Below are 18,331 nucleotides of genomic sequence, written 5' to 3' on the forward strand. Positions count from 1 at the left end.
AATCAAAGGTAAAAATACCTTTGATTCCGCCCCTGATACGGGTCCTGATTTGATCCCTATCATATTCCAGTATCTGTACGAGCAGGTTCCAGCGGCAGCCGCTCATTTCCGTGTAATCCGGATCACCGGTTTGACAGCGGCGATAGTGATCCCTTTACCATCCTTTCCTGGAGGGGGATCTGCCGGGCGTGGAGGCGGGGACATCGGGGCACGCAGCAGCATTACGACCCATACCAGCGACACTGCGCCGAAGATGGGGTAGAATATAGACAGAAGCGAGCTGAAGCCAAACTGGCTGAACACGTAGCAGATCAGCATCAAGAGTGGTGTCACAAGGACGGGGGCGACCGGCAGGCGCTGTTGAAGCTGTACACCGACACCATAGATATCAGCGACAAAAGTGCTGAAGATCTCCATGAAAATCAGCAGCAGATAGATACTCTGTACGGCAGGGCCAAGACGAATGGCGATGGTGCCCATCGGAATTTCATACTGAAGGATGCCCGGCATTTGCGAGCTCATGGCAAAATGTGCCGCGAGCAGCATGAAGCCAATACCTATCCCTCCGAGAATGCCGCCGCGCAGCAGAGCTTGTTCATCATTCGTATGCCGGGCCAGCGGCACCAGTACGGCTTGGGCCATTCCGAGATTGAACGCAGTATAGAGCAGGGGGGACATCCAGGCGCCAAAGAAGCTGTGATCCGTCGGAAGGAACAAAAAGCGTTCCGCGCCGGGCACGCCCAGCGTATTAAAAATAATAATTAGCGACAGAGTAAGCATTAGCGGCACCACCAGGCTGTTGATCTGCAGGATACCTGAAATTCCGCGCTTCAGCAGCAGGTAGGAACCCAGAATGGTTAACAGAAGCCCTGCCTGATAGGGCAGTCCGAGATGCTCCTGAAAAATAGCTCCGGCCCCGGCCAGCATAATGCTGTTCACGCCAATCAGGATAATCATGGTGAACAGGCTAATGCTTTTTCCGGCACGTTCACCGAAAAGATGGCGGTTGAAATCCTCATAAGACTCTGCTTGAACGCGCCGGGCGATGATCATCATTTTGGTGCCGAGCCAGATAAACAGGACGGTGGAAAACAGGATGGTCAGCACCGCCCAGTGCCCATAACGTGTAAAGAAACGAAGGATTTCCTGGCCGGTAGCGAAACCGGCGCCTACGATAGTACCAATATAGGTGAAGGCGATTTGCAGTGTGCGGACATGGGATTTCATGGCTCCCTCCTTCAAAGTGCTGCCAAGATAAAAGTAGCTATACCAAAGGATAGCCTTGTGCAGTCCATATAGTACAGGTTATGATGTTGAGCAGAAGGACATGACTTCCGCCTAATACTTATATGAAGTGATTACAGCGGAATGTCTGGAATTATAAAGGGTAATGGAGGTTTATAACATGGAATTATTGAAACAACGGATTTTGGAGGAAGGGGTTGTCCTTTCCGATCAGGTGCTGAAGCTGGATGCGCTGCTCAACCACCAGGTTGATCCTATGCTGACGATGGAAATGGGACGGGAGTTTGCCGGGAGATTTGCTGATGCTGGAGTTACCCGTGTGGTTACCGTGGAATCCTCGGGTATTGCCGTGGCATTTGCCACCGCTTATGAATTGAAGGTGCCGCTGGTTTTTGCCCGCCGCAAAAAAACGCTGCTCGCTGATCCGGATGCGCTCTGTGAAAGAGTTCCTTCATTCACCAAAGGTATCGTTACAGACATTATGCTCTCCCGGCAGTTCATTTCCCCGGACGACAAGGTGCTGTTTATTGATGATATCATTGCTAACGGCGATGCTGCGCGTGGTCTGATCAAAATCATCCACCGTTCCGGTGCCGAACTGGTCGGACTCGGTGTAGTTGTAGAGAAAAGCTTCCAGGCAGGGGCCAGAACCATCCGGGAACAGGGAATCCGGCTGGAGTCGCTTGTCCGCATTATGTCACTGAGTGAAGGGAAAATCGTCTTTGACGAATAGAGGGTGACAATTAGAGGAAGTTAGCCTATTTTTAAAACATCTGCTTTTCACTCTATAACTTTTCCTTTATAATAAAAATTAGACATGAGAGAGGAGGCGTCACAATGGGGAAAGAACCGGTGACAGAGCAATTTTTTATTGATAAACTAACCGAGGCCAAGGATCACTTCGAGCGTGCGCTGGATTGCAAACATACGGAATTCGACGATCTGTATCCCTATATGATCGAACATCCTCAGTTTTTCTGGTACAAACGTTATGTCGCTTGGTCTGAGCTTTTGACCATCACAAGCCTGTGTGAAGAGCTGTCCTTCAACTGGAGACAGAAATTCAGTGATCATCAGGTGGAGTATTTGGAGCAACGTGTGATGTCCGCTAAAGTTCTTGACTTCTGGTTTGAGAAGAATGAAGCGCTGATATAGAACTTCATAAGATATAAGGATTGACCTGCAAGCAACTAGACCCGGATGGTTACTCATTTGGGTCTTTTTCACGGCTGGATTAGGGAATGCATGTGTTGGAAAGGAAAGGTGATTTCAGTCATATGATCAGTGATGAGCAGCTGGATGCCTACCGGATTTCCGGTGAGAAGATACGTGTTGTACGAGACGGATTGGAGAGCAATGATGTAAAAGGGATTGTGCTGGCTTGGGACGAGTCTCAGGTGATGATCCGCCGGCCCAATAAGCGCGTTGTGAAGCTGGACCGCAACTATATATACCAGCCCTTCGCCGAACCCAGACAAGACCCGGAGAATATATAATATACAGCAGCACTAACAGCCCCGTCCGCTTAAGGACGGGGCTGTTGCAGCGGCAGGGCAGGTCTTAGATCGATAAAGCCATCTGTTCCACCGCTTCTTCTCTGGGAAGCACATTAAGCTCAGGATTCAGACCGAGATAGGCACGCATCCGCAGCATCATTTCATTACGGAAGCCGGGCCAGGGAATATTCATCTCTCCGGCATATCCACGGCAGGAATACGAGGCCTCTACACCACGCTGATCCTGGCGGACGGTTGTGATCTTCAGATTATGCGCGGTGAGTTCGCGGGTGACCTCCTGCAGCATAAGCGAAGTCTTCTTCGTTGCACCAGACACAAGCTCCATATACAGCTGCGGTGTCTTGAACAATCCGCTCTTGCCGATGACCCGGCAATCGCGTTCAAATACTTTATGAATGAACGTCAGCAGCAAATAGCTTCGGACAAGTGACTTTTCGTCTTTGGTTATATCTTCTGGGATCAATGGTGTATTGAGTGTGCTTCTCTTGGTAGTCGCCATATAAATCACCTCATTTATAGTATGCGAACCTTTGTTCTCATTATACTCCTAACCAGCAAAAAAAAGCAATATTTATACAAAAATTTATGCATATAAAATAATTACGAAAAAGTATTGACTCCATAAGTCCTGAATGGTATGATCTATCTTGTGGCCGCGAAAGCGTGTCCAATGATATGCGGTCGTGGCGGAATTGGCAGACGCGCACGGTTCAGGTCCGTGTGGTAGCAATACCGTGGAGGTTCGAGTCCTCTCGACCGCATCATATTATCGTAAAGCCCCTTCTTCTGAAGGGGCTTTTGCTTTGTCCAGGGATGGATAAGACTCATTTTATCCATAAATCATTTTGTGATTTGACACACAAATTTATCCGGTATATTATAGACACATTAAATCCTTTATTTAATATTTTTTTATTTGAATAAAGGATATAAAAAGTCTATAAAAGTTACAATGGGAGGTCGATAACAATGGCTATACAACATGCAACAGATCAGAATTTCAAACAGCTGGTTCAGGGAAATGGAGTAACGGTAGTGAACTTTTGGGCTTCCTGGTGTGGGCCGTGCAGAATGTTTGCTCCTGTTTTGGAGGCTTTTGCAAATGAGGCAGAAGGGAAGGTTAGTGTCATTAAAGTCAATGTGGATGAAAATCCGGTTACGTCCGCCCAGTATGGCATTATGAGTATTCCTTCCACGCTTATTTTTCAGAATGGCACATTAAAATATAAGGAAGCAGGGATTCTGCCGGCAGGTACTCTGCGTACTCTGGTTTCAGGAGAAGCAGGATGAGCTACGATTGTGCGATTATTGGCGGAGGACCGGCAGGATTAAATGCGGCTTTGGTGCTCGGCAGAGCGAGGCGGAAGGTAATTGTACTCGACAACAGCCAGTCCAGAAACGCGGTAACTCATGCCTCCCACGGATTTATTACCAGAGATGGTGTGACACCGGCTGAATTCCGGCGTATAGCCTATGAAGAGGTGCTGCGGTATCCGTCGGTTGCTCACCAATCCATCCAAGTTACTGATGTCCGCCGGGCAGGCAATGAATTTTCAATAACTACAGAAGACGGAGCCTCCGTAACGGCCCGCAAGCTGCTGATCGCTACGGGACTGCGTGAGATTTTTCCCGACATTCCCGGGTTAAGCGAGCATTATGGAAGAAGCCTGTTCAACTGTCCCTACTGCGATGGCTGGGAGCTTCGGGATCAACCGCTTATCGTGGTGTCCGGTCAGCCGGGAGTGTTCCATATGGCCAAAATCCTGTATAACTGGAGCAAAGACCTGATAGTTGCCACAGGCGGGGAGGATGTGCTGACAATAGAGCAGCGGGAACTTCTTGCGTCCAGGAATATTAGGATCATTGAGACGCCTGTGACTGCATTTATCGGCAGTGCAGGTAAGCTGCAGCACGTGGAATTTGCAGACGGTACGCAGCTTAAGCGGAGTGGTGGATTTATTGCTCCGCAGCTGCAGCCAAAGGCTGATTTTCAGGCACAGCTGGGTTATGAAGTGACAGAGACGGGCGGAATTGCCACGAGTGAGATGGGAAAAAGCTCAGTACCCGGAATATACGCTGCCGGAGATGCCTCCTATGTGATGCCCTCGCAATTAATCTACGCCGCTGCCCAGGGCAGCAAGGCTGCTATGTCCATCAACATGGAACTGACGGAAGAGGAGTTCGCGGGCAGATAAATTATGGTGATTTGGCGGCCATGCCGGGAAGATTCCTGGCTCTGGTGAAATGAAATAGTGAGGATCTCAGCGGGCTTCTGGTAAAAATGGCAGCAATGATAGAATGGTCCATAATTGTTTTTTCCCTTTCCGGTTGAATGAACTTCTGTTATCTTGAAGAGGCAATGATACAGGCTGGAAGGATGACAAGCTAATGAAAATTGAAGCGTTAAGTCAGGACAGAAGAGACGAATTTTTGAATTTTTGCCGGAAACACCGGGCGGAGGTTGATGAATCTTTTTTATATGAAGAGGACCTTGCCGGGTTTGAGCTTTCTGAAGAGAACCCCACGTATGTAGCGATAAATGCACAGGGAACGCTGGTTGCGGCAGCTTCGCTGATCCTGAATGATTACAACCGCAGAGGGCGGAAAGGCCGTTTTCGGATTTTCCAGGCGGATACTGCTGATCAGACGATTTACCGGGGGCTGCTGCAAGCCATTCTACCGCATACGGCAGGTCTGGATAGGCTGGATATATTTGTGCCGACGGTTAATACCAGAGAGACGGACAATATGCTGGCTGCCGGGTTTACCGTGGAGCGCTACTCCTACTTACTCGTCAGAGATGAAGAGAACATTCCTGATTTCAGCTTGCCCAGCGGATACGAAATTAAGCCCTTTCGGCCTGGAACCGATGAGTCTGTCTGGTGTGAGGTGAGAAATGCCGGCTTTGCCAAGCTAAAAGGAAGTGAAACGCCGGCCACACCAGAGATGGTAACCAAGATGATCTCCGGCAAAGACTACATTGCCAACGGCTTATTAATCCTCTACCATAACAGCCGGGCCGTCGGAATTGTCCGTGGGGCAGATGATGACTACGAAGGTTCACCCATCATGAATATTGGCCCTTTGGCTGTTCTGCCGGAATATCAAGGGAAGGGACTTGGAAGAATTCTGCTCAGAGCGGCACTGCAGTTCGCCAAGGAGCAGTCATACACGCAAACCGTATTATGTGTAAATGCTGAAAATGAGCGTGCCCAGGCGCTGTATATCGCAGAGGGTTTCAAGCAGGTGGAGGCTGTTGCCTGCTTCACATATGATCTGACAGCTAAATAAAGGTAATGATGAAGCGCCTGGGAGACCGGGCGTTTTTGACATATATATATATATTGGGGTCCCCGCAAGATGCCCGAATCATCTTCAACATTTACACTTGAGGAAGGAGAATGCCTTTGTTTGTAGAAATTTTTGTAGCGCCAAAATAACAGTTACAGAAAGGAACATTCCAATGAAAACACTGGTCATTGTTGACGATGAGCCTTCGGTGCTGAACGGATTGCGCAGCTATGTAGACTGGGCGGGGCAGGGGATCGAGCTGGTTGGCACGGCGGATGACGGAGATGCGGGACTTGAGATGATCAAGGAGCTAAAGCCGGATATCGTGCTGACCGATGTGCAGATGCCGGCGATGGACGGCATCCGGATGGCTGCGGAAGTGCGTGCGGTACTGCCTTTCACCAAAATCGTGTTCATCAGCGGGCATAACGATGCCGATTATTTGCGGTCTGCGCTGCAGATCCATGCGGTGGATTACCTCCTGAAGCCCATCCGCCGCAAAGAGCTGGCCTCTGTCATGGGCAAGGTGACGGGAGCGCTTGATGCGGAAGCAAGGGAACGCAACCGGGTGAAGGAGATGCAGGTTAAGCTGGCCCAGAGCCTGCCGCTGCTGCGTGAACGGTTTCTCCTGTCCGTCATCAGTGACCGCATCCATCCGGCGCATATCCGGGAGAAGCTTGAATTTCTGGATTTGACGATGTTATCTGCAAGCGGTTACATTGTGATCGTCATTATGATTGATGATGTGCCACAGGTACTGGATACCCGCAGCGAACAGGATAAGCAGCTGCTCTCCTACACGGTGCTGAATATTATACAGGAATTAATCGACAAGCAGATGCGGGGCATTACCTTTGAGAAGCAGCCCGGAGAATATGTGGGTATACTGCTGACCCGGCAGATGGAGGACGGGGATACGGAAGAGGCTGAGGAGGCCCAGTCTCCGGAGCAGGAGCTTCTCCTGCTGGCGGAATCCATCCGTGACAATCTGCGGCAATGGCTGAAGCTCAGTGTGACCATCGGGGTGGGCGAAGGCGTCAGCAGCTTGCCGGAATTACCGTCGTCCTACAAGCAGGCGAAAGGTGCGGCAGACCAGAAATGGTATCTGGGCAAAAACCGCATTCTTTCGATGGATAAGCTGGAATCCGCTGAGCATCTGCGGTACCGCTATGAAGCGGAGTGGAGTGAACGGGTGCTCACGGCATTGAGATCAGGAGACCGTGAGCGCACCTTGAGCGAGCTGGAGCAGATTTTTGCACGGCTGGAGCAGAACCGCGGGCAGGGCTCCCGTTATGCCCAGAATGTCAGCCTGCATCTGATCCTGCAATCCGGGCAGGTTATGCTTGAGCTGAACGGGATGTCAGAAGAGTGGGAGCAGAAGGAGATCGAAGCCTGGAAGCAGGTAATGCGCCAGGAAACGATACAGGATTTACTGCAGTATACTGCGGCATATCTGCAAGAGGTTTGCGATTACTCCCGTTTGAAGCGTAATGGAAAAGCCAGCGAGGTTATTGAACGGGTACGCTTGCTGATCGGACAGAGATATTCCGAGAATTTAAGCGCAGCGGACATCGCTGAAGGCGTATATCTCAGCCCTACCTACGTCAGACTGCTGTTCAAGCAGGAAACCGGAGAAACCTTATTTGAATATCTGACCAAGGTCCGGGTGGAGCAGGCCAAGAACCTGCTGAAAGATCCGCAGAATAAATTGTATGAGGTCTGTTATGCGGTGGGTTATACCGATCCCAGCCACTTCAGCAAGCTGTTCAAAAAAATAACCGGATATACACCAAGCGCATACAGGGAGCAGCTTACATGAGGCCGCCTGAACTCTTGCGGGAACAAGCCGGACAGATTGGGGTGTCTGCATTATGAGAAAAGCCTGGGCTTATCTGACTGGCCTCAGTCAGGGGATTCTCTCTGCGAGAAATTGGCTGCTCGCTTATGCACTGCTCATTCTGCTGCCTGTGTCAATTATGCTGGGCACCTTTTATCAGCGCTCCAATGATGTACTGGAGAAGGAAGTGACCCGCACAATGCAGCTCACCCTGAAGCAGGCGGGAATGAACCTGACCTATAAGCTGAACCATATCCGCGACAGCAGCAACTCTGTCTTCATGAACCAGATCCTGTACGACAATCTGCTGCAAAAGGACAAGATTACCGATCAGCTGGGCCAGATCAAGGAGCTGCGGAATCTGGCCGAAACCGCCCAGGAGAATGAGGATATTTTCCGGCTGCGGTTTTTTGTGGATGCTTCCCGGATGTACGGCGGTGACCGGATTAACCTGTATCCCTTGGCGGACCTGGACAACTACCCTTGGTACGAAGCTGTGAAGGAGGCTGGCGGGGGCATTGTCTGGACGGGGGTATATCCGGAAATCTATAACGATTATGGAGAAAAGAAGATTTTCTCTGCCGCCCGGCTGCTGCGCAACCCCCGGGACTATGAGGAAATTGTCGGCGTTTTAGTGATGGATGTGTCTGAAACGCTGGTACAGGAGATTGTGTCAGAGCTGCAGTTCTCGGAGAAGTATGCACCGTATCTGCTTGACGGGCGCGGCAAGCTGATCTATGGGACAACTGGACCTGAAGGTGTGGAATCCGCTGCTGAAGCAGGCGCCGGGCAAGCCTTGAACCGGCTTCCCGAAGAACTGCTTAGCGCGATTAGCCATTCCGAAGAAGGAGTTGTAAAAAGAACCATTGCCCGCGACAACGTAAATGTGGTATACACCACCGTTGGCACGACAGGATGGAAGCTGGTGGCACAGGTATCGGAAGCGGAAATCTCGCACCGCGCTACGGCGCTTGGCCAGTTCACCAGTATTGCAACCCTGGCGGGGATTACGGTCATGTTCCTTGTGCTGGTGTTTGTGCTGCTCATGTTCATGATCCAGGGCGTGCAGCGCCGGGTGCAGATGATCCTGCGGATGATCCGCAAGGAGGGGATCGGGTGGCTGGAGGACCGCCGGTCGTTGCCGGACGGGGATTTCCGCCTGCTGGAACGCAGCGTTGATCATCTGATCCATAAGGTCAACAACCTGATGGAAGAATCCTACCGGGCGAAGATGCAGGAGCGTGAAGCCCAGCTGAGGACGCTGCAGGCCCAGATCAATCCTCATTTCCTCTACAATGCCCTGGATATGATCAATTGGTCAGCGATCTCCCATGATGCCGAGGATACCAGCGAAATGATTGAGGCGCTGGCCCAGTATTTCCGGCTAAGTCTGAACAAAGGCCGCGATAATGTCAGCATTGAAGATGAACTGGAGCTGGCGCGGGTGTTCCTGGAGATTCAGCAGAACCGTTTTCCTTCTACCTTTACGTTTTCTATCCAGGCTGAGCCTGGTATAGAGTCTTATATTATCCCCAAGCTGACGCTGCAGCCACTGGTAGAGAACGCGCTGCTGCACGGCATACGCAAGACGAAATCCAAGCAGGGAACGATAGAGATCTCGGTGCGTCTGGAGAACGGCGATGTTGTGCTGACGGTTGCGGATGACGGCATCGGGATGGACCCGCAGCAGGCGAACCGCCTGCTGCTCGAACCCGCCGCCGGACAACAGGCGGATGGAATGGACGGCTCGTTCGGATTATACAATGTGCATGAAAGAATCCGTTATTTTGCCGGAAACCGCTATGGCCTGTCCATCGAAACGGAACCGGGCATGGGCACAGTCGTAAGGGTTACCGTGAAAGCTGTTATAAGAAAATAAAGTATTTGTGGCACAGATGCCAATTATTCAATAATGTGCCTGGAGACGGGAATTGGCACTGTGGGCTTAGGTATAGTTGGAATTGTAGTGTATGGAGAATTAATGAAATGTTTGGAATTCTAGCCGATGTTTTCGTAAGAAATTCTTGCATGGAACCGCCTTTAACGGTTGAAATCCGGTGACAAAGGCGAACAGCTTATATAGTTGGAAAAAGGGAACTTATTTCTCCCAAAAATCAGCAATTGTGAGATTTAAGTGGAAAAAGGGAACTTAATTGGGCGTCATTCCCTCTTCAGGAGCGAAATGAGCTGAATTAGTGACCCTATTTCCACTTCACTTGCGGAGAATAGGGATATAGGGAAATTAGTTATCCTTTTTCCCACTTGGAATTGCCGAAGGATTGATTAGGGGCTCTCAAGGAGACGCTAAACTGGAATCCACAACGCAGCGTTGTCCGGTGAAGGATGGCGCAGCCATGTTTTGCAGCCTTGGAACAGAAAATATAGGCCTGGACTGCCGCTGCTTTATTAAGCTCGTTATTTTTCCCAAAGCTCGATCAGGCGGCCTTCAGGATCTTCAATCCAAATAAACTGTCCAAATTCGCTGCTCTCTTTTTTCTTTGCAAGAGGTACACCAATTTGTTCAAGATGTTTAATCGTCTCGTCTAGACTATTTACTTGGAAATTTAACATCACTTGTTGTTCTGTCGGAAAATAACTGTCATTCTCGGTAAAGAACGAAAAGATCGTCTCATTTTCTGCCTGGGGTTTTATCACAGTCCCATTCCAATCTCCTATTTCAACCTGCAACACTTCACTGTACCATTTTTTTGTAGCTTCAAGATTCTTGGTTCTCCAAAATATTCCTCCAAACCCTTTTATCATCGTATTCAACTCCTGTCTATTATCAAATTTTTAATTATCCGATTACATTAAATATTCTATATTAATTATTCTACATTTGAATTGATGTTCCTTTTTCAACTATCCTGCCCGTTAAGCGCTTTCGGATATACAGTCGCCAGAGACCAGAAATAATCAGATTACCCTCTACAAGCGGTTCCCCGTTCCCCGGTATAATCAACTCACAAACCTATGGGGGTGAATGAACTTGGGCACAGGTGCCACGGAATTGAACCGGAAGAGCAGAGCAGCTGCTGCCAGAAGCAGGGCTGCCAGCAAGTGGAGAATTGCCTGGAGGAACAGAGACTATTATGTGCTGCTGATTCCCGGTCTTTTGTTTTTGCTGCTCTTCAAATATACGCCTTTGTATGGCGTTCTGATCGCCTTTCAGGATTTCAATATTTTTGACGGCATCAGAGGCAGTGAATGGGTGGGGCTGGAGCAATTTCACAAGCTGGTCCAGTCCGAGGAGTTCGGACAGGTATTCATGAATACGCTGCTGATCAGTGTGTATAAGATCGTGCTGCTGTTTCCGGTTCCGATACTCATCGCCTTGGTGCTGAACGAGGTCCGGCTGATGTTTTTCAAACGAACAATCCAGACGATTATCTATCTTCCGCATTTTCTGTCTTGGGTTATTATTTCGGGATTGTTCGTGACGATTCTCTCGACCTCAGGGGGGCTCGTCAACAACATCATCCAGTGGTTCGGCGGTGAGCCTATCAGTTTTTTTGTCAGCAACCAGTATTTCCGCAGTCTGGTGGTCTTCACTGCCGGGTGGAAGGAGGTGGGCTGGAATGCCATTGTCTTCATAGCCGCCATCGCCGGGATTGACCAGGAGCAATATGAAGCCGCTTCCATTGACGGGGCAGGCCGAATCCGCCGGATGCTGTATATCTCGCTTCCAGGTATTCTGCCTACTGTGGTGCTGATGTTCATTCTTCGTCTAGGCTCCGTTCTGGATGCCGGGACCGAACAGATTCTTACCATGTACAATCCGGTAGTCTACGAGACGGCTGATGTCATCGGAACCTTTGTATACCGGATCGGCCTTGGCAAAATGGACTACAGCTTCAGTACGGCAGTCGGGTTATTCAACTCGGTCGTAGGTTTTATTCTCATTGTCTCCGGCAACTATATCAGCCGCAAGCTGCTGAAGCGCGGGATCTGGTGAGGAAGAAAGGAGCAGGACAACAATGACAAAACGGACCAAAGGCGATCTTTTGCTGGATATCGGGGTATATGCGTTTCTGATTGCCCTCGGGCTGATCATGCTGCTGCCTCTGGCGAGTGTTTTCTCCAAATCCGTCAGTGAAGAATGGGCGATCACCTCCGGTAAGGTGGGGATTCTGCCTGTAGGCTTCCAGCTCGACACCCTGATGCAAGTTATTTCCTCATCCGTGTTCATCAGGGCTTTCTGTATATCCGTCGGTGTTACCGCCGTTGGAACCTTAATTTCCATTCTTATGACGGCGCTTACAGCCTATCCGCTATCCAAACGCAATCTTCCCGGCATTTCCTTCTGTATGGTGCTGTTTATCTTCACGATGCTGTTCAGCGGCGGATTAATTCCCAATTATCTGCTGATGCGCCAGCTGCACCTCGTAGACAATCTCTGGGTGCTGATTCTGCCGGGAATGATCAGTGTATTCAACATGCTGGTGATCAAAAGCTATTATGAAAGCCTGCCCGAAGCGCTGGAGGAATCGGCACGGATCGACGGAGCGAAGACCTATACCATTTTGTTCCGGATCATCCTTCCGCTTAGTATGCCGGTGATCGCCACTATCGCACTGTTCTATGCCGTGGGTTACTGGAATGATTATTTCGGCCCGATGATTTACATTAATGACACCGCGCTTAAGACGCTGCAGCTCTACCTGCAGGATGTGGTGATGGACGCAAACAACGCGAATCTCACGAATAAAAGCATAGATGATCTTATGAATATGTCGCCTGAAGGCATCCGCGCAGCTACAGTTGTCGCATCCACGGTGCCGATCCTGCTCGTATATCCGTTTATGCAGAAGTATTTTATCAAAGGGGTGCTGATTGGCTCGGTGAAGGGTTGACCTGCGGATTTTAGAACTTATGGGGAGGTTTAATTCATATGATAATGATAAATAGAAAATGGCTGACACTTATGCTCTGTGCGGGGCTTGCGGCATCGATGGCCGGCTGCGGTTCATCCGGCAATTCGAACAAGGAGGGGGCAGCAGGAGGTGCAGCGGAGCAAACAGCCGGTGCACAAAAGGAGAGCGGTTCCAAACCGGAGCTAAAGACGCTTAATATATGGTCGAAGGATGATTACAACACATATACGCTGGCTAAGGTGGTGGAGGAACAAACCGGCTATAAGGTAAAATACGAAATGCTTCCTGCCGACAAGGCGATGGATAAACTGAATCTGCTGATCTCCTCCGCCGAGCCATACGATGTCATTACCATCACGGGGGAAAAGGCCGCCTATACCGACTATGCCAAAATGGGCGCACTCGTCGATCTGACTCCGCTGATTGACAAGTATGGCGAGAATATCAAAGCTTCCATCTCTCCTGAGTCCTTCGAGGCCATGAAGGTGGACGGCAAAATTTACGCCATTCCGAACCGGTCCTCCGAGTTCGTGGGCAGCAGCCTGATGATCCGCACGGATTGGCTGGATAAGCTCGGCCTGAAGATGCCCGCAACACTGGAGGAATTGACCGCTGTTCTGAAAGCCTTTAAAGAAAAAGACCCTGGCGGCAACGGCGATAAAGGCGCTCCGCTCTCCATTGACGGCGCACAGGCTACGATAGCTAATATAACCGGAGCTTTCGGTATTGCCGCGGGCTGGAGTGAGGTGGATGGCAAGCTGGTCGCGGCGCCGCTGCAACCAGGGTTCAAGGAATATCTCAGCTATGTTGCAGATCTGTATAAGCAGGGACTGCTGGACAAGGAATTTGCCGTGAACAAGGACGCTACGCTGAAGGAAAAGTTCACCAGCGGCCGGGTCGGTGTGATTCCGCTTCCGTGGTATGACATCCCGGGCATTGCCGATGCCTTGACCAAGAACTTCCCGGATGCCAAATATGCCTATGTTCCAGCCTTGAAGGGCAAGGACGGGCAGGCAGGTCTAGGGATGAGCGGCGGCTTCGACCGGCTGACGTTTATTCCGAAATCCTCGAAGCACCCGGAGGACGCGATAAAGTGGATCAATGCCAAGCTGGATAAAGACACCTTCAAGCTGATCGCCATTGGCGAAGAAGGCAAGCACTTTACCTACAAAGACGGTGTATACAGCCCGATTCTGCCCCTGTTCACGGATGAGCGCGGACTTGCGAGCAACTACTTGACGGGGATCGATGAAAAGCTGTATCCCGTCTACTGGCAGGCCCGTGTCCAGAAAGACCCGCGTTTGTTCGCAGGCTTTACCTTCCTGAACAGCGGAATTCCGGCAGAATACCGGATCTCCGATCCGCTGGCGCTGGCGCCGTCCTTACCGGAATATTCGAAGAACAACGCGTCGCTGAATCAGATGATCAATGATTTTGCCGTCAAAGTGATTGTGGGCGAGGAATCTACCGACGCCGTGGAGGCGTTCATCGGGAAATACAACGCCGCCGGGGGAGAAGCCAGCAGCAAGGAAGTCAATGAATGGTATGCTTCGGTGAAGAAATAGCAGGGAGGGAAGCGCATGGGCAGTTACAGGATGAACAATGAAATACCGCTTCAGGATTCATGGGATGTTATTGTTGTGGGGGGAGGCCCGGCCGGATGCACCGCTGCTGCCGCAGCGGCGCGGGAGGGGGCCAGAACCCTGCTGGTTGAAGCCACAAGCAGCCTGGGCGGAATGGGAACCTCGGGACTAGTCCCGGCGTGGTGCCCATTCTCTGACCTGGAGCAGATCATTTACCGGGGGCTGGCTGTGAAGGTGTTCGAGTCCCTGAAGGCGCAGATGCCGCATGTCCGCAAGGATGCTATGGACTGGGTGCCGATTGACCCGGAGAAGCTGAAGGTGGTTTATGACCAACTGGTCCGGGAGTCGGGGGCGGCCGTCCAGTTCATGACACAGCTTGGGGCGGTAGATACGGATGACAACGGCAAGGTGACGGCACTGATTACTGCCAGCAAGAATGGACTCCAGGCTCTCCGGGCCAAGGTGTATATTGATTGTACGGGTGATGCGGATGTAGCCGCTTGGGCGGGAGCGGAATATCTCAAGGGAGATACGCAGACCGGTGAGCTGATGCCTGCCACGCACTGCTTCACACTGGGCAATGTGGATGAATACGCTTATCTCAATGGTCCGCTGCTGCACAGCAGCAACACAACCAGTCCGATCTATGACATCCTCGGCTCGGGCCGCTATCCCCTGATTCCCGATGCGCATATCTGCAACAACATTATCGCCCCCAGAACGGTGGGGTTCAACGCCGGGCATTTATGGGAAGTGGATAATACGGATGCCGGGTCCATATCGGAGGCCCTGATGCAGGGCCGCAAGCTGGCGGCAGCTTACAGGGACGCGCTTGCTGAATTTATGCCGGCTTCTTTTGGAAACTCATATGTGGCTAACACGGGATCTTTGATGGGCGTGCGGGAAACAAGAAGAATTACCGGAGATTATGTGCTTAGTGTCGACGATTATGTGGGCCGCCGCAGCTTTGAAGATGAAATCTGCCGCAACAGCTACTTCATAGATATTCATGGAACAGAAAAGGAAGAGAAGCAGGCCGGAGGCAAACCGGAGGTCATTAAACGGTATGGTCCGGGGGAATCGCACGGCATTCCTTACCGCTGTCTGACCCCCCGTTCTCTGAAAAATGTATTGGTTGCAGGACGCTCCATTTCTTGTGTGCGCGAGGTGCAGGGCAGTGTCAGAGTGATGCCGGTCTGTCTGGCCATGGGTGAAGCAGCCGGGATTGCGGCTGCCATGGCCGCCGTACAGCCAGCGCCGGACGTCCATGCTGTAGACATCGCTGCGCTCCGCAGGCGTCTGCGGGAGGAAGGCGCATATCTGCCGGATACGGAAGCTGAAACGGCTGCCTTTTCTTGAATTACCGCTTGAGTGAACGCTTCATCAGGATGGCATTGATCTCCCCGCCGGCCAGGATGATGATGGAGCTGATATACAGCCAGATCAGCAGGATCATCACCCCGCCGAGACTGCCGTAAGTTTCGGTGAAATTACTGAACTGGTTGACATAGACGGAGAAGAGGATAGAGGTTATGATCCAGCCGAGGGTGGCAAACATCGCGCCGGGCATAACCTCTTTCAGCGTCAGCCTGCGGCTGGGGGCAATCCAGTAGAGCAGGGTGAATACGGCAAACATGACAAACAGCGGGACGGCATATTGCAGCAGGTCCCATATTTTTTGGAACCCATAGGGCAAATCGATGAGCAGAAAAACCTGGGTTTTCAGCCAGGTGCCAAGCACCAGCAGCAAAATGCTGAGCAGCACCACCAATCCGATGAACAGGGTAGCCAGGAAGGCAATGCCGCGTATTTTCCAGAACACCCTGCTCTCTTCGATATCATAAGCACGGTTGAGGCCTTTGATAATAGCATTGATTCCTTTGGAAGCAGCCCATAACGTTGCCAGCATCCCGAAGGACAGCAAGGCCTGGCTGCGGCCCTCCGCCACATCCTTCACAATTTCCTCGATAATTGAGATAGCCTCTCCAGGCATGATCTGCTCCAGATCACGGATCTTGTCCTCAACCGAAATATGGGCATAGCCAATCAGGGTCATGATAAAAATCAGAAAAGGAAACAAGGACAGGATCAAGTAGTAAGTAAGCTGCGCGCTGATCCCCTGCACATCATCCAGTTTGATCTTTTGGTACAGCTGTTTGGAAAAGGAAAATGCTCTTCCGGCGGCGCTATTCTTCATAATGCCCTCCTCTGCTTATCCTATAATATGCCTATCGCATATATTTAACTCAACTCCGCTGTTTGAAAACAGCAGGCGAAGCGGAGGAAAGGCGGAAACAACAGCAGAAATGCCTTCATTAGGCGGGCCGCGGCAGCATCCTATTTACAAATGGAATGCTTGCCATTCACGAAAAATGCGCGGTTCCAGCTGCGGCAAATTCCAGCTCATATATAGCTTGCACCTTGGACAGGACTTTGGAGCTGTATTCTGTGAACTTCAGTTCAGTTACCTGATCCTTAATCAGGAAAACGCCGGGCAGCTTGCTGTGCTGTCCCAGAGCCGCATTGTACAGCAGTCCGGCACCATGGCTCGGATGCGGGAAGAACAGCTTCATGACCGGCTTCAGCCAGAATGGCAAGCCGGAGTCCTTGCCGCTGCGCAGCGTATTATTGGCTCCCGGGTCTGCGCTCCGAATCAAAATACCTTCTGCGGCCAGCTGCGGCGCAAGCTCCCGGGTCCAGAGGGAGAGGGCCAGCTTGGAGGCGGCATATGGGCCGAGCAGCTTTTTAAACTTGGTGGGATGCTCCAGTGTCTCCGGGTCGAAATGCCTCACGGTCATAGCGGCATTGGACGAAGTATTGACGACAGTTTTCAGCTGTCCCTTTTGAAGAAGCTCTTGAAGCTCCATGGTGATGATATACGGCACTACGGTCTGCAGTTCGAAATGCAACTCCCGTCCCTGCTTGGAGTAGAGCAGCTCAGGAAAGCTGCCGCCCGCATTGTTGAACAGCAGATCGATCTGCTGCTCCTGCAGCCTGATCTCATTCAAGGCGCGTCTTAGTGCGGTGAAATCACTGAGGTCGGCTTTGTAGATCCGCAGCTGTTTGCTTTTGACAGCCCCGCTGACCAATGAATCGTCACCGGGAAAGCCTGAACGGATCAAGGCGATAATCTGCCAGCCTTCTGCTAGCATTTTACGGGTCAATTCCAGCCCGATTCCGTTGTTTGCTCCTGTGATAAGTGCCGTTCCGCGATGATTCTGTCTTATTGTCATTTGTCATTTCTCCTTTGTAGTTGGGTCGCAGGCAGTTCGCATGGGAGGGGATCGCGCCAGCCAGTGAATGCGTCCAGTGTATAACTTGGAGCCGACTCCAAGTCAAGAAGAGATTTCAAAATGATGAAGAGTTGACTTGGAGCTGACTCCAAGTTATACAATAGATCTACAGATACACAACTAATCTGAGAGGTGATCCTATGAGTGAAGGAGCGGGTACCGGCGTGCATATAGTGCAGGGTTATTCCATTAAACAAACCTCTGAGCTAACTGGAATTACGGAGGATACCATCCGGTATTACGAAAAGATTGGACTGCTCCCCCGGGCGCAGCGCAAAGGAAACAGCCACCGTATCTACAGCGACAACGATATTGAGACCATGAAGCTGATTACCTGCCTCAAAAAAACAGGAATGTCGCTGGACGACATGCGTCCTTATCTGGACCTGTCGCTTGATTCCAACCTGTCTGAATATCCCGAGCTGCATGAGATGATCCTGAATCATAAGCAGAAAATCCTGGATCAGATCGCCTCGCTGCAGCAGATTGTAGACCTGATCGACAGTAAAATTGACCAGAACTACCTCGGACCGCAGGAATGCGTGCTGACCGGAGATCAGAAAAAAATGCCGGTGCGGCGGACAATCAGATAAGCTTGGGAAGCTCTGGCCTTTAGGGGTGGGGCTTTTTTCATTGCACGATTTCCCGCAGCCTGCTTAGAATGAAAGGAATGGGTAAGCATAGGCTTCCG

Annotated in this window: 18 protein-coding genes and 1 tRNA gene; 14 read left to right on the plus strand and 5 right to left on the minus strand. The window is 50.9% G+C overall.

The features are described 5' to 3' along the window. Positions 1 to 102: 102 nt before the first annotated feature. Complete coding sequence (locus BLQ82_RS01600; protein ID WP_062526732.1) at positions 103 to 1,227, minus strand: YkvI family membrane protein; 1,125 nt, start codon at positions 1,225 to 1,227, stop codon at positions 103 to 105. A 178-nt stretch (positions 1,228 to 1,405) separates the two neighbouring features. Here BLQ82_RS01600 and BLQ82_RS01605 point away from each other — a divergent pair, with 178 nt between their 5' ends. The 3 genes from BLQ82_RS01605 to BLQ82_RS01615 all read left to right on the plus strand — a co-directional run bounded on the left by BLQ82_RS01605 (position 1,406) and on the right by BLQ82_RS01615 (position 2,741). Continuing rightward, positions 1,406 to 1,978 (plus strand): xanthine phosphoribosyltransferase, encoded by a 573-nt coding sequence (locus tag BLQ82_RS01605; RefSeq protein WP_062526734.1) that lies wholly within the window; start codon positions 1,406 to 1,408, stop codon positions 1,976 to 1,978. Between the two features lie 104 nt (positions 1,979 to 2,082). Beyond that, entirely contained in the window at positions 2,083 to 2,400 is a 318-nt protein-coding gene (locus tag BLQ82_RS01610; protein ID WP_020433779.1) for a hypothetical protein, read from the plus strand. 122 nt (positions 2,401 to 2,522) lie between these two features. Next, on the plus strand, positions 2,523 to 2,741 hold the full coding sequence (locus tag BLQ82_RS01615) for a hypothetical protein (protein ID WP_062526736.1): 219 nt from the start codon (positions 2,523 to 2,525) through the stop codon (positions 2,739 to 2,741). Positions 2,742 to 2,805: 64 nt separating this feature from the next. On the opposite strand, the gene BLQ82_RS01620 is transcribed toward BLQ82_RS01615, so the two are convergent. Beyond that, positions 2,806 to 3,261 carry a YhjD family protein gene (locus BLQ82_RS01620; protein WP_062526738.1) on the minus strand — a complete coding sequence of 152 codons (456 nt, stop codon included), beginning with the start codon at positions 3,259 to 3,261 and terminating at the stop codon, positions 2,806 to 2,808. A gap of 178 nt (positions 3,262 to 3,439) precedes the next feature. Between BLQ82_RS01620 and BLQ82_RS01625 the strand changes: the two genes are divergently transcribed. The 6 genes from BLQ82_RS01625 (at position 3,440) to BLQ82_RS01650 (ending at position 9,769) form a co-directional block, all read left to right on the plus strand. Next, positions 3,440 to 3,523 (plus strand) — tRNA-Leu (locus tag BLQ82_RS01625). Between the two features lie 208 nt (positions 3,524 to 3,731). Beyond that, positions 3,732 to 4,052, plus strand: a complete 321-nt coding sequence (gene trxA / locus BLQ82_RS01630; protein ID WP_062526740.1) for a thioredoxin — start codon at positions 3,732 to 3,734, stop codon at positions 4,050 to 4,052. Further along, complete coding sequence (locus BLQ82_RS01635) at positions 4,049 to 4,957, plus strand: NAD(P)/FAD-dependent oxidoreductase (RefSeq protein ID WP_062526742.1); 909 nt, start codon at positions 4,049 to 4,051, stop codon at positions 4,955 to 4,957. The genes trxA and BLQ82_RS01635 overlap by 4 nt, the downstream gene beginning before the upstream one ends. Positions 4,958 to 5,150: 193 nt before the next feature. Further along, positions 5,151 to 6,053: a GNAT family N-acetyltransferase gene (locus tag BLQ82_RS01640; RefSeq protein ID WP_062526744.1), complete on the plus strand. Its 903-nt coding sequence runs from the start codon at positions 5,151 to 5,153 to the stop codon at positions 6,051 to 6,053. A 172-nt stretch (positions 6,054 to 6,225) separates the two neighbouring features. Beyond that, the gene (locus BLQ82_RS01645; protein WP_074647619.1) at positions 6,226 to 7,872 is read left to right on the plus strand and encodes a response regulator transcription factor; all 1,647 of its coding nucleotides are present in this window, start codon (positions 6,226 to 6,228) and stop codon (positions 7,870 to 7,872) included. A gap of 52 nt (positions 7,873 to 7,924) precedes the next feature. Continuing rightward, positions 7,925 to 9,769: a cache domain-containing sensor histidine kinase gene (locus tag BLQ82_RS01650; RefSeq protein ID WP_062526748.1), complete on the plus strand. Its 1,845-nt coding sequence runs from the start codon at positions 7,925 to 7,927 to the stop codon at positions 9,767 to 9,769. 536 nt (positions 9,770 to 10,305) lie between these two features. Here the strand turns inward: BLQ82_RS01650 and BLQ82_RS01655 are convergent. Continuing rightward, positions 10,306 to 10,653 carry a VOC family protein gene (locus tag BLQ82_RS01655; RefSeq protein ID WP_062526750.1) on the minus strand — a complete coding sequence of 116 codons (348 nt, stop codon included), beginning with the start codon at positions 10,651 to 10,653 and terminating at the stop codon, positions 10,306 to 10,308. Positions 10,654 to 10,873: 220 nt separating this feature from the next. Here BLQ82_RS01655 and BLQ82_RS01660 point away from each other — a divergent pair, with 220 nt between their 5' ends. From BLQ82_RS01660 to BLQ82_RS01675, 4 genes are read left to right on the plus strand one after another with little or no spacing between them, the layout of a single operon-like run. Continuing rightward, the gene (locus tag BLQ82_RS01660; RefSeq protein WP_062526752.1) at positions 10,874 to 11,845 is read left to right on the plus strand and encodes an ABC transporter permease; all 972 of its coding nucleotides are present in this window, start codon (positions 10,874 to 10,876) and stop codon (positions 11,843 to 11,845) included. Positions 11,846 to 11,867: 22 nt separating this feature from the next. After that, positions 11,868 to 12,743 (plus strand): carbohydrate ABC transporter permease, encoded by an 876-nt coding sequence (locus tag BLQ82_RS01665; RefSeq protein WP_062526754.1) that lies wholly within the window; start codon positions 11,868 to 11,870, stop codon positions 12,741 to 12,743. Positions 12,744 to 12,781: 38 nt separating this feature from the next. Beyond that, positions 12,782 to 14,329 carry an extracellular solute-binding protein gene (locus tag BLQ82_RS01670; RefSeq protein ID WP_062526757.1) on the plus strand — a complete coding sequence of 516 codons (1,548 nt, stop codon included), beginning with the start codon at positions 12,782 to 12,784 and terminating at the stop codon, positions 14,327 to 14,329. A 15-nt stretch (positions 14,330 to 14,344) separates the two neighbouring features. Continuing rightward, on the plus strand, positions 14,345 to 15,706 hold the full coding sequence (locus BLQ82_RS01675) for an FAD-dependent oxidoreductase (RefSeq protein WP_062526759.1): 1,362 nt from the start codon (positions 14,345 to 14,347) through the stop codon (positions 15,704 to 15,706). Position 15,707: 1 nt separating this feature from the next. Here BLQ82_RS01675 and BLQ82_RS01680 read toward each other — a convergent pair whose 3' ends face one another. Together BLQ82_RS01680 and BLQ82_RS01685 are read right to left on the minus strand one after the other, a co-directional pair. Beyond that, on the minus strand, positions 15,708 to 16,544 hold the full coding sequence (locus tag BLQ82_RS01680; protein ID WP_062526764.1) for a YihY/virulence factor BrkB family protein: 837 nt from the start codon (positions 16,542 to 16,544) through the stop codon (positions 15,708 to 15,710). A 166-nt stretch (positions 16,545 to 16,710) separates the two neighbouring features. Further along, positions 16,711 to 17,580: an SDR family NAD(P)-dependent oxidoreductase gene (locus BLQ82_RS01685; RefSeq protein WP_062526766.1), complete on the minus strand. Its 870-nt coding sequence runs from the start codon at positions 17,578 to 17,580 to the stop codon at positions 16,711 to 16,713. Positions 17,581 to 17,780: 200 nt separating this feature from the next. Between BLQ82_RS01685 and BLQ82_RS01690 the strand changes: the two genes are divergently transcribed. Then, on the plus strand, positions 17,781 to 18,233 hold the full coding sequence (locus BLQ82_RS01690; protein ID WP_062526771.1) for a MerR family transcriptional regulator: 453 nt from the start codon (positions 17,781 to 17,783) through the stop codon (positions 18,231 to 18,233). The last annotated feature ends 98 nt before the right edge of the window (positions 18,234 to 18,331 follow it).

This window comes from Paenibacillus jilunlii (genome assembly GCF_900102965.1).
Classification (GTDB): Bacteria; Bacillota; Bacilli; order Paenibacillales; family Paenibacillaceae; genus Paenibacillus_AQ; species Paenibacillus_AQ jilunlii.

Coding starts and splice junctions, on each gene's coding strand:
- BLQ82_RS01600 (WP_062526732.1), bottom strand. CDS start 1,227: ATGAAATCCCATGTCCGCACACTGCAAATCGCCTTCACCTATATTGGT.
- BLQ82_RS01605 (WP_062526734.1), top strand. CDS start 1,406: ATGGAATTATTGAAACAACGGATTTTGGAGGAAGGGGTTGTCCTTTCC.
- BLQ82_RS01610 (WP_020433779.1), top strand. CDS start 2,083: ATGGGGAAAGAACCGGTGACAGAGCAATTTTTTATTGATAAACTAACC.
- BLQ82_RS01615 (WP_062526736.1), top strand. CDS start 2,523: ATGATCAGTGATGAGCAGCTGGATGCCTACCGGATTTCCGGTGAGAAG.
- BLQ82_RS01620 (WP_062526738.1), bottom strand. CDS start 3,261: ATGGCGACTACCAAGAGAAGCACACTCAATACACCATTGATCCCAGAA.
- trxA (WP_062526740.1), top strand. CDS start 3,732: ATGGCTATACAACATGCAACAGATCAGAATTTCAAACAGCTGGTTCAG.
- BLQ82_RS01635 (WP_062526742.1), top strand. CDS start 4,049: ATGAGCTACGATTGTGCGATTATTGGCGGAGGACCGGCAGGATTAAAT.
- BLQ82_RS01640 (WP_062526744.1), top strand. CDS start 5,151: ATGAAAATTGAAGCGTTAAGTCAGGACAGAAGAGACGAATTTTTGAAT.
- BLQ82_RS01645 (WP_074647619.1), top strand. CDS start 6,226: ATGAAAACACTGGTCATTGTTGACGATGAGCCTTCGGTGCTGAACGGA.
- BLQ82_RS01650 (WP_062526748.1), top strand. CDS start 7,925: ATGAGAAAAGCCTGGGCTTATCTGACTGGCCTCAGTCAGGGGATTCTC.
- BLQ82_RS01655 (WP_062526750.1), bottom strand. CDS start 10,653: ATGATAAAAGGGTTTGGAGGAATATTTTGGAGAACCAAGAATCTTGAA.
- BLQ82_RS01660 (WP_062526752.1), top strand. CDS start 10,874: ATGAACTTGGGCACAGGTGCCACGGAATTGAACCGGAAGAGCAGAGCA.
- BLQ82_RS01665 (WP_062526754.1), top strand. CDS start 11,868: ATGACAAAACGGACCAAAGGCGATCTTTTGCTGGATATCGGGGTATAT.
- BLQ82_RS01670 (WP_062526757.1), top strand. CDS start 12,782: ATGATAATGATAAATAGAAAATGGCTGACACTTATGCTCTGTGCGGGG.
- BLQ82_RS01675 (WP_062526759.1), top strand. CDS start 14,345: ATGGGCAGTTACAGGATGAACAATGAAATACCGCTTCAGGATTCATGG.
- BLQ82_RS01680 (WP_062526764.1), bottom strand. CDS start 16,544: ATGAAGAATAGCGCCGCCGGAAGAGCATTTTCCTTTTCCAAACAGCTG.
- BLQ82_RS01685 (WP_062526766.1), bottom strand. CDS start 17,580: ATGACAATAAGACAGAATCATCGCGGAACGGCACTTATCACAGGAGCA.
- BLQ82_RS01690 (WP_062526771.1), top strand. CDS start 17,781: ATGAGTGAAGGAGCGGGTACCGGCGTGCATATAGTGCAGGGTTATTCC.